Source organism: Francisella salimarina, assembly GCF_007923265.1.
GTDB classification, from domain to species: domain Bacteria; phylum Pseudomonadota; class Gammaproteobacteria; order Francisellales; family Francisellaceae; genus Francisella; species Francisella salimarina.
On record NZ_VOJA01000017.1, the window covers coordinates 1 to 550 of the forward strand.

The following is a 550-nucleotide window of genomic DNA, read 5'->3' on the forward strand; positions in this document are numbered from 1 at the left end:
CTTTTTCTTTATTTTTTTTTCTTTTTTTTTTTTTTTTTTTATTCTTTTTTTCTTTTTCTTCTCCTTTTTTTTTTTTTTCTTTTTTTTTTTCTCTTTTTTTTTTTTTTTCTTCTTTTTTTATCTCTTTTTTTTTTTTTTTTTTTCTTTTTCTTTTTTTTTTTTTTTTTTTTTTCTTCTTTTTTTTTTTTTTCTTTTTTCTTTTTTTCTTTTCTTTTTTTTTTTTCTTCTCTTTTTTCTTTTCTTTTTTTTTCTTATCCTACATATTCATCATTTCCTTTTCTACCCTTCTTTCCAAGTTCCTTTTCGCTTCCCTTTCTTCTAATCTACCTTTATCTCTTTTTTCCTTTTCTTCTTCTCTCTACTCATCTTCTTTTCCCCTTTCTTTTTCTTCTTTTTTTTTTTTTTCATTTTTTTCTCTTTCTCTTTTTCTTTTTTTCATTTTCTCTTTCTCTTTCTTTCTTTCTTCTTTTCCTATCTTTTTCTTCATCTTTTCTATTTTCTTTTTCTCTATATTTTTTTTCTTTTTTTTTTTTATCTTTTTTCCTTCTTT

Annotated in this window: 1 protein-coding gene; it reads right to left on the reverse strand. The window is 19.6% G+C overall.

Going from position 1 to position 550, the window contains the following annotated elements; translation table 11 throughout:
- Window positions 1-358 precede the first annotated feature (358 nt).
- On the reverse strand, window positions 359-550 hold a 192-nt coding region (locus tag FQ699_RS10045; protein WP_179951715.1), incomplete at its 5' end, for a hypothetical protein.